The 8879-nt window shown below is 56.4% G+C and carries 10 protein-coding genes and 1 other RNA gene; 7 read left to right on the forward strand and 4 right to left on the reverse strand.

Going from position 1 to position 8879, the window contains the following annotated elements; genetic code table 11:
- Positions 1-287 precede the first annotated feature (287 nt).
- From ACOCD2_RS07380 to ACOCD2_RS07395, 4 genes are all read right to left on the reverse strand, one after another.
- Complete coding sequence (locus tag ACOCD2_RS07380) at positions 288-875, reverse strand: 5-formyltetrahydrofolate cyclo-ligase (protein WP_293643854.1); 588 nt, start codon at positions 873-875, stop codon at positions 288-290.
- A gap of 19 nt (positions 876-894) precedes the next feature.
- Positions 895-1081: non-coding RNA, 6S RNA (ssrS, locus tag ACOCD2_RS07385), on the reverse strand.
- A gap of 30 nt (positions 1082-1111) precedes the next feature.
- The gene (locus ACOCD2_RS07390) at positions 1112-1426 is read right to left on the reverse strand and encodes a cell division protein ZapA (protein WP_293643856.1); all 315 of its coding nucleotides are present in this window, start codon (positions 1424-1426) and stop codon (positions 1112-1114) included.
- Positions 1423-1656 (reverse strand): TIGR02449 family protein, encoded by a 234-nt coding sequence (locus tag ACOCD2_RS07395; protein WP_293643858.1) that lies wholly within the window; start codon positions 1654-1656, stop codon positions 1423-1425. The genes ACOCD2_RS07390 and ACOCD2_RS07395 overlap by 4 nt, the downstream gene beginning before the upstream one ends.
- A 78-nt stretch (positions 1657-1734) precedes the next feature.
- Here ACOCD2_RS07395 and ACOCD2_RS07400 point away from each other — a divergent pair, with 78 nt between their 5' ends.
- The 7 genes from ACOCD2_RS07400 (at position 1735) to ACOCD2_RS07430 (ending at position 8658) form a co-directional block, all read left to right on the forward strand.
- Complete coding sequence (locus ACOCD2_RS07400) at positions 1735-2271, forward strand: UPF0149 family protein (RefSeq protein WP_293643860.1); 537 nt, start codon at positions 1735-1737, stop codon at positions 2269-2271.
- Positions 2258-3565, forward strand: a complete 1308-nt coding sequence (locus ACOCD2_RS07405) for an aminopeptidase P N-terminal domain-containing protein (protein ID WP_293643862.1) — start codon at positions 2258-2260, stop codon at positions 3563-3565. The genes ACOCD2_RS07400 and ACOCD2_RS07405 overlap by 14 nt, the downstream gene beginning before the upstream one ends.
- Complete coding sequence (gene ubiH / locus ACOCD2_RS07410; RefSeq protein ID WP_293643864.1) at positions 3562-4770, forward strand: 2-octaprenyl-6-methoxyphenyl hydroxylase; 1209 nt, start codon at positions 3562-3564, stop codon at positions 4768-4770. Before ACOCD2_RS07405 ends, ubiH begins: the two co-directional genes overlap by 4 nt.
- A complete protein-coding gene (locus ACOCD2_RS07415) occupies positions 4767-5990 on the forward strand; it encodes a UbiH/UbiF/VisC/COQ6 family ubiquinone biosynthesis hydroxylase (RefSeq protein ID WP_293643866.1) in 1224 nt (407 codons plus the stop codon). The genes ubiH and ACOCD2_RS07415 overlap by 4 nt, the downstream gene beginning before the upstream one ends.
- Entirely contained in the window at positions 5935-6396 is a 462-nt protein-coding gene (locus ACOCD2_RS07420) for a hypothetical protein (protein ID WP_293643868.1), read from the forward strand. The genes ACOCD2_RS07415 and ACOCD2_RS07420 overlap by 56 nt, the downstream gene beginning before the upstream one ends.
- A gap of 18 nt (positions 6397-6414) precedes the next feature.
- Complete coding sequence (locus tag ACOCD2_RS07425; RefSeq protein WP_293643870.1) at positions 6415-7371, forward strand: GGDEF domain-containing protein; 957 nt, start codon at positions 6415-6417, stop codon at positions 7369-7371.
- 81 nt (positions 7372-7452) lie between these two features.
- Positions 7453-8658: an EAL and HDOD domain-containing protein gene (locus ACOCD2_RS07430; RefSeq protein WP_293643872.1), complete on the forward strand. Its 1206-nt coding sequence runs from the start codon at positions 7453-7455 to the stop codon at positions 8656-8658.
- Positions 8659-8879 lie beyond the last annotated feature (221 nt).

Genomic DNA, 8879 nt, shown 5'->3' on the forward strand with positions numbered 1-8879 from the left:
CATTAACAGTTCAATACACGAGTCAGTTCAATACACGAGTTGCAAAAAAAATGCACTCACTGTTTGTGAGTATAAACAACTCTTCAATAAATGCCAGCATTTACCGTTACTTAACCCTGCTTAAACAGACCTGGATCAAATAACCAACAACCCAACATCAATGTAGGCGATGCTCAGGGCTTCTTACATTGGAGGTGACACATATCACTCAGCGTGAAGTCAGCTGAAATTGATGCGCTTGCCAAACCAGTTGGAAGCAACTTCTTCCTGTACTTGCACAAATCATTTCAGCGCATGTATAGCGTGTTTTCCGTCACTATCGCATCCATGGGAATATCCCATGATCTTGTATGAATACGCCTCGTCTTCTGCAATTCATAGGCATAACCGATCAATAGGGGGCCGGTCCAGTGTCGCCTGTTTCTGCGCCATGCAAAACTGCGGTCATAATAGCCACCGCCCATACCCATGCGATTGCCTTTACTGTCGAATGCCACCAGAGGCGTGATGACGATGTCCAGTGTCCAGGGCTTGATGAGTGAAGACTGTGTCCAGACAGGCTCTGGTATGTTGTAACAATTCGGCCGCAAGTCATCACCAGGTTTCCATGCCGCAAACCACAGTCGTCTGTGCCCTACCGGATGCAACACCGGCAGATAACAGCGCTTACCCATGGCACAGGCAAGTTCAAGCAAGGGTAAAGGGTCGAGTTCGCCATCAGCCGCCAGATAAAAGGCAATACGTTGAGCAGCAATGAAGCGCCGCAGGGAAGCCGCTTTTCTGGCCGCATGTACGGCGGCTTGCGCACGACAGGCTTCGCTGAGATGCCTGCGCCTATTGCGCATTTTCTTTCTGATATCCAGGGAAGAGTTCATGATATGCGAGGAAGGGAAGACATCCTCCGCCTGTGCCGTTCCTGGTTTGTGACCTTGAACCGGCAGGTTCAAGTGGGAATCTCGGCTGCAGTTCAGGCTTTCCGCTCAGGGCGGACATGCACACCGCTACAGTAATCCTGACTCCCTGTCTAATGTACTAAGGCTCAAGGGTTTACTAAGCCAGTTCACGAACACTGCAGAGGATGCCTTCAACTCAAAGGCTACTCCGATTGCCGCTAAAGTTCCAGTTGATTAAATTGATGCAGCGCAACTTCAACCTGATCCTGCAGATTGCGCATCCTCCGTTCGAGAGAAGCGTCCACTTCGTTACTGCTGTTACTGAGATTCAGGAGTTCATGAGCCATATTCAGCGCCACCATTACCGCGATGCGTTCGGTACCGATAATCTTGCCCGTCTGGCGAATGGCGCGCATACGCTCATCCAGATTCAGCGCGGAAGCCAGCAGTGCATCTTCCTCACCCGGCTCACAGGCCACGCGGTATTCCTTGTCCATGATACTGACGGCGACCGTCTTTCCAGGCTTGCTCACGTATTCGCCTCGAGGGATTTGAGCCGTGTGATGATTGCCCCTACACGGCTGCGGGCAGTCTGGTTCTTTTCCATGAGCGCCGCACGCTCCTCCTGCAACCGCTCCTGCTGGGTGCGCAGAAGGCGGTTTTCTTCCTTGAGATACGCACAGGTCTCTATCAACGCCTTGATCTGTTCCTCAAGTATGTCGAAAGCCTGTTGCGAACTGTTTTGTTCAGACTGCTTCCTCATAGTAGTAGGAATATAGTTTGCATCACCCCGAGGGTCAAGGGCGCCTCATTCAGTTTGGCAATCTGGTAACATTTACGCATGAATGATTTCACTCCCGAATACAGGCATCTGGCGGATCAAATCGAAGCCGCCGGACTCGATTATACCGCCGCTGAAATCCACGGCATTCTGGCTGGCATGCTGTGTGGCCGCGCCGCCAACTGGCGCCAGGTGCTGATGGAAGAAACAGATCCGGAAGATCCTCAGGTGCAGCATTGCGCGGCAGACATTGAAAACCTGCTGCTGTTCACCGCGGAAGAGCTTCACAGCGGCACCATCCCCCTGCGGCTGATGCTGCCCGAAGAGGATGCGTCTGTCGCGGAAAGGGCCGCAGCCATACGCGACTGGAGCCAGGGCTTTCTGTTTGGTTTCGGTCTGGCGGGTGAGCAGGAACAGCAGTTGCTCAACAGTGATGCCGGAGAAGCCCTGCAGGACTTCAGCGAAATCTCGAGGATGAACGTGGAGGATTTCGGTGAACTGCAGGAAGCCGAAGAGGCGCTCATGCAACTGGAAGAATACCTGTGGGTCGCCACTTCACTGATCTGGCATGAGGCAGGCAGTAATGACGCAGAATGAATTCAGGCGCCGGCGCCGCCAGCTGATGCGCATGATGGGCAAGGACAGTATCGCCATATTGCCGGCAGCCGGCATCAAACAGCGCAACAACGATGTGACCTACCCCTATCGCCCGGACAGCGATTTCTATTACCTGACCGGTTTCGAAGAGCCCGAAGCCGTTGCCGTGCTCATACCGGGACGCAAACAGGGAGAATACATCCTGTTTTGCCGGGAGAAAGACGAGGAAAAGGAACGCTGGGACGGACCCATCGCCGGACAGGAAGGCGCGGTGGCTGAATATGCTGCGGACGATTCCTTTCCCGTTGTCGATCTCAACGAGATCCTGCCGCGTATGCTGGAACAGTGCGAGCGCGTTTACTACGCCATGGGCTGCGACCCTGAACTCGACAAAAACATGTCCAGCTGGATCAGCCAGATCCGCGGCAAGGCACGCTGCGGCGTGCATACACCCCAGGAATTCATCGCACTCGATCACTATCTCCATGACATGCGACTGTACAAGTCACGCTCGGAAATCGCTGTAATGCGCAAGGCCGCCAAGGTATCCGCTGCCGCCCACAAGCGGCTCATGCGCGAATGCAAACCCGGCATGAAAGAATATCAGCTCGAAGCCGCTTTCCTGCACGAATGCAGCAGGCGTGGCGCACGCCAGCAGGCCTATTCCCCTATCGTGGGCGGTGGCAACAATGCCACTGTGCTGCATTACGTGGACAATACAGACAAGCTGGAAAGCAAAGACCTGGTGCTCATCGATGCAGGATGCGAGCTGGACTACTACGCTTCTGACATCACCCGTACCTTTCCGGTAGGCGGGACCTTCAGCAAGCCCCAGGCACAACTGTATCAGCTGGTGCTGGATGCCCAGCTTGCCGCCATAAGGCAGGTAAAGCCAGGCAACGCCTACAATGCACCACACAAGGCAGCAGTGCGCACTCTCACCCGCGGACTGGTCAGGCTGGGACTGCTCAAGGGCCAGCTGGCGCGGCTCATCCGGGAAGAGAAGTACAAGCGCTTCTTCATGCACGGCACGGGGCACTGGCTGGGCATGGACGTCCACGACGTGGGGGATTACAAGATCGACGGACACTGGCGACAGCTGGAGCCCGGCATGGTGCTCACCATCGAACCCGGTCTGTACATCCCGCTGGGCAGCAAAGGCGTGGCCAAAAAGTGGCAGGGAATCGGCATTCGCATCGAAGATGATATTCTGGTCACCAAGACCGGCCATGAAGTGCTGTCTGCCGATGCGCCCAAGACCATCACCGACATCGAAGCGATCATGAAGACATGAAACAGGCATACGACATCATCATCGTGGGTGGTGGCATGGCGGGTGCCAGTCTGGCCATCGCCCTTTCGGGCCATGATTTGCGCATTGCCCTGGTCGAAGCAGCTCCGCTCAAGGTGGATGACGTACCCAATTATGATGACCGTGGCATTGCCCTGGCCCAGGGCTCTCAGCGTATTTTCTCTGCCCTGAACGTCTGGAAGGACATGGCCGGCAGCGCCGAACCCATCCATCACATCCACGTTTCCGAGCAGGGCGGTTTCGGCTTTACACATCTGGATGCCGGAGAAGAACAGGTCGCCGCACTGGGACAGGTCATCACCGCCAGGAACCTGGGCACCGCCCTGCTGAACCGTCTGAACAAACTGGACGATATTCATATCATCGCGCCCGGACGGGTGCAATGGGTGAACATCGAGGACGATCTGGCCCATATCGGCCTTGACGGAAAGACCCTGAGCAGCCGCCTGCTGGTGGCCGCGGACGGTGGCAATTCCTTCGTTCGCCAGCAACTGTGTTTCGATGTGAAGCGCCGGGAATATGGCCAGAGCGCCATCACCGCAAATATTACGCCGGGCCGCCCCCACAAAAACACTGCCTACGAACGCTTCACCCGCAACGGCCCCATGGCACTGCTGCCCATGACCGAACAACGCTGCGCACTGGTGTGGACGGTAAAAGACGACATGGTGGGGGAAATGCTGTCACTGGATGACGCAGCTTTTCTCGCCCGCGTGCAACGCCAGTTCGGCTGGCGACTGGGCCGCTTTCTGCGCGCCGGTAAGCGCAACAGCTATCCCCTGTCCCAGCTGTATGTTCCCGACACTGTCAAATACCGCGCCGTGGTGATCGGCAATGCCGCCCATACCCTGCATCCCGTTGCCGGACAGGGCTTCAACCTGGGTATCCGGGACGTAGCCGCCCTGGCGGAAGTGGTGCTGCAGGGCATTCAATCCGGTGAAAATCCCGGCGACATCGCGGTGCTGCAGCGCTACCAGGACTGGCGCAGGAAAGATCAGCAGAAAGTCGTCCAGCTCACCGATACCCTGGTTCGCAGCTTCAGCAACGACATATTGCCACTCAGGCTGGCACGCAACATGGGGGTACTGGCGCTGGAAGGGCTTGCTCCTGCCCGTCACGTTATTGCCAGAGCAGCCATGGGCCTGCAGGGACGGCTGCCCAGACTGTCGCGGGGGCTGCCACTGTGAGCAACACCGCATCGCACACAGACATCATCATCGCCGGAGGTGGCATGGTAGGCGCCGCCCTCGCCTGCGCCCTGGCGGAACAGGACTTCAGCATCGCACTGCTGGAACGCCGGGAACCCACCGAGGACTGGCCACAGGACAGCCACGATATCCGGGTTTCAGCCATCAGCCGCGCTTCCCAGAATATTTTCAGCCATCTCAAGGCATGGCCGGGCATGGTTCGGCGGCGGGTCACACCCTATGAACAGATGTGTGTGTGGGAAAGCAGCGGCGCAAAAATCCATTTTCATGCCGCAGACATCGGCGAGCCCGACCTGGGGCATATCATCGAAAACCGCATCATCCAGATCGCCCTGTGGGAGCGACTGCACGCTCTGGACAACATCGACATTCATTGCCCCGCATCCATCAGCGGGCTGGACCTCAATGAAAATGCTCCCCGCGTAGTGCTCAACAACGGCACGCAGTTGAGCGCTTCCCTCGTGGTGGCCGCCGACGGCGCACGCTCCTCACTGCGGGAACTGGCCGGCATATCCACCGGTGGCTGGGGCTATGACCAGACTGCCGTGGTCTGTACCGTGCGGGCCGAAAAAGGCAACCAGGCCACCTGCTGGCAGCGTTTCATGACCCATGGTCCCCTGGCCCTGCTGCCCATGGACGACGACCTGTTTTCCATCGTCTGGTCCACCACCCCCGAACAGGCACAGGAACTGACCGAAATGCCAGCAGGCGATTTCGATGAAGCACTGACGCGCGCCAGCGAAGAACGTCTGGGAAGACTGGAACTGCAGGGCGAGCGCGGCGCCTTCCCCCTGCGCCTGCAACACGCAAAGCAATACATCAAACCCGGTCTGGCGCTGGTAGGTGACGCTGCGCATGTCATCCACCCCCTTGCCGGACAGGGCGTGAACCTGGGCCTGCTGGACATGGCCGAACTGACCGACGTGCTGGTCCGTGCCCGTGGCAAGGGTCATCCGCTGGGTTCGCTCCATACCCTGCGCCGCTACGAACGCGCGCGCAAAGGTGAAAATATCGCCATGCAGGGGTCGATGGATGTGTTCAAACGGGTCTTCAGCAACGATCTGCCACCCCTGAAAATCATCCGCAATCTGGGCATGGGTGTGACGGAACGGTTGTTGCCGGTAAAAAACCTGCTGATCCGCAATGCGATGGGTACGCTGGGAGAAATGCCCTCTCTCGCCCGCAGTTTTCACGAATAGTTGCAAAGCAACCCCAGGCACCGGCCGCTTCTCCATCTTTGCCGATCCCGCTATTGTTGATACCCCTGCCCAAGTGAAAAAGAAAGTACAGAAAAAAACCAACGGCAATCCGGCAACCGGAGATAACTGGCTGAAGATGTTCATCTACAGCAGCCTGCTATTTTTGCTGGCTGCTGGTCTGCTGCTTGCTGTCGCCTTGCGAAATGACGTCAGCTTGACGCCACCCGACATGGGATCAGCGATCTTCTTCTATCTGTTTTCCCTGTACACGATCACCGCCGGCTATACCAACAAATCCTTCGGCTACGTTTCCATGGACCGCGTCGGACAAATTTCCAACCTGCTGCTGTTTGGCCCCTTTTATGGCGCAATCATCAATGGCCTGGCATCGTTCACCTTCGCCTGATTTCGGCTTTTCAGGGGTGTGCCTCTGCGCAACACTCTCAACGCCGTCCTGGTGAATTCCGGCATGATGAGCATCATGAGTCTTGCGGGCGGATACACTTACATCTGTCTTGGCGGCAGGGTTCCTGCGGAAGCGCTGTCCACGCAGTTGCTTGTTCCGCTTTTCGCCACATTACTGGTAATGCAGGTCATCAACGAGATGCTCATCGCCGGCATGTCCATCGTCCGGGGTACGGATTTCAGGGGGAACTTTTCCGTTTACGCAACCGGCATCGAACTCCTGTCGGGTATCATCGGCCTGCTGGTTGCCCTGATGTATACACAGCAGGATCTGGCGCTGTTCGGCCTGTTTATGCTGGTTCTCGTACTCGGGATGCTGGTACAGAGACAATATGCACTTATCCGCCAGAACCTCGAGGGGCTGGTAGAGGAGCGCACCCGGGAGCTCGAAGTAAAAAGTGAAGAACTCAGAAAACAGGCCATACGCGACCATCTCACCGGCCTTTTCAACCGGCGCTATGCCAACGAGTACCTGCAAAAAGAGATCGCACACAGCAAGCGGCAACAACGGCCATTTTCCATCGCCATGCTGGACATCGATCATTTCAAGCAAATCAACGATCAATACCTTCATGACACCGGAGACAGGGTACTGCAACGCATTGCACAGCTTCTCGAAAGCAACACCCGCGAATCAGATCTGGTTGCCCGCTATGGCGGTGAGGAGTTTCTGCTGTACTTTCCTGACACCGAACTTTCCGGCGCCTGCATGCATTGTGAAGCATTGAGAAAAATCGTGGCGCAGGAAGACTGGACCAATATCCGGTCGGGAATCAGGACAACCGTGAGCATCGGGGTGACGCAAGGAACGTCAGCCCAGGAACTGGCGGATTTACTGCGTTGCGCCGACACAAGCCTCTACGAAGCCAAACATGAGGGAAGAAACCGGGTTTGCTGCCAAGAATGCACTGATTGATCCGCATTGAAGCGGATTCTCCTGAAGTTTTTACTGAACAGGCCGATGAACCATTCAGGTCCATCACAGCACGGAATTGGAGTGAAGCAGATATTCATCGGCCGGCAGGCAATTTATGACCGCAGACTGCGGGTCTACGGATACGAACTGCTGTATCGAGAAGGAAATACGCTCAGTGCACCGGGGATGAATGGAACCGAAGCATCGGCTCGCGTCATTCTCAATGCTTTCATGGAGATGGGACTGGAACGCATCGTTGGACAACGGCGGGCCTTCATCAATCTTACCCGTGATTTTTTCACCGAGCTGCCTCCGATACCTTTCGAACGGGAACAGGTGGTTCTGGAGGTACTGGAAGATATAGAAACCGACCACCAGCTGGTGGAAAACATAGCCCAGCTTGCCGGCCAAGGCTACCTGCTGGCACTGGATGACTTCGAATTTGAAGAGAAATGGGATCAGCTACTGCCGCTGGTGCAGATCATCAAGGTGGAGATACCCGCCGTCGACCTGGCACAGCTGCCCCGGAAGGTCTACCGCTTACGCAAATACGGCGTCCGGCTGCTGGCTGAAAAGGTGGAGACACAGGCAGAATACCAGGCCCTGCATGACATGGGATTCGATTATTTCCAGGGCTATTATTTCTCCCGCCCCCAGATAGTACACGGCAGGCGGATAACGGAAAACCAAGCCGTTACCCTCAGGCTGCTCACCCGGCTCAGCGATAAAAACGTTTCCACGGAAGAACTGGTCGAACTGATCAGCCATGACCCTGGCCTCAGTTTCAAGATTCTGCGCTATCTGAATTCGGCAGCCGTCGGCCTGCACTGCCGTATCGCCTCGATTCGTCAGGCGATAATCTATCTGGGTTTGGAGAGATTGCGTGCCTGGTCCGTGCTGGCCGCCATGGCCGGGGTCAGGGACAAACCACTGGAGATTCTTCGCACCGCGCTGGTGCGCAGCCACATGTGCAAGGCACTGGTAGCAACCGCAGACCCGGAGCAGGCGGAAATGGCCTTTGCCACAGGACTGCTATCCATACTGGAACTGCTCATGGATCGCCCACTGAAAGAGCTCATCCTGCAACTGCCCCTGGCAAAACCCATCAGTCAGGCGATTCTGAGACATGAAGGTGTTTGCGGGGAGGCATTGGGCTGCGCCATCGCCGTCGAGCAACATGACTGGCCCAACATCCGATTTACAGGCCTGGATCAGGATGCTATCCAGGAAATTTTTCTCCAAAGTTCGGAGCAGGCCTTCCGCGAGCAGACAGCACTTACTGATTGAGGAACAAAGCAGCCGGACGAGCTCACCGATGGTGGCGCTTCTGATGTCACAGACAACACCACTGAAATCAATACTGATGGGAAAAGCACATCAGCCCTTCAGCGTTGTTCCCGTCATGTGCTTCCTGGCTTCGGACATTTCGGTGCCATCCGAATCAAAGCTGCACACCACCCGGTTGCGGCCCCTCTCTTTGGCCTGATACAGCGATGCATCGGCCTGTT

Source organism: Thiolapillus sp., from assembly GCF_048562965.1.
In the GTDB taxonomy this organism is placed as follows: domain Bacteria; phylum Pseudomonadota; class Gammaproteobacteria; order Chromatiales; family Chromatiaceae; genus Thiolapillus; species Thiolapillus brandeum_A.

Coding starts and splice junctions, on each gene's coding strand:
- ACOCD2_RS07420 (WP_293643868.1), top strand. CDS start 5,935: ATGCGATGGGTACGCTGGGAGAAATGCCCTCTCTCGCCCGCAGTTTTC.
- ACOCD2_RS07380 (WP_293643854.1), bottom strand. CDS start 875: ATGAACTCTTCCCTGGATATCAGAAAGAAAATGCGCAATAGGCGCAGG.
- ACOCD2_RS07405 (WP_293643862.1), top strand. CDS start 2,258: ATGACGCAGAATGAATTCAGGCGCCGGCGCCGCCAGCTGATGCGCATG.
- ACOCD2_RS07400 (WP_293643860.1), top strand. CDS start 1,735: ATGAATGATTTCACTCCCGAATACAGGCATCTGGCGGATCAAATCGAA.
- ACOCD2_RS07395 (WP_293643858.1), bottom strand. CDS start 1,656: ATGAGGAAGCAGTCTGAACAAAACAGTTCGCAACAGGCTTTCGACATA.
- ubiH (WP_293643864.1), top strand. CDS start 3,562: ATGAAACAGGCATACGACATCATCATCGTGGGTGGTGGCATGGCGGGT.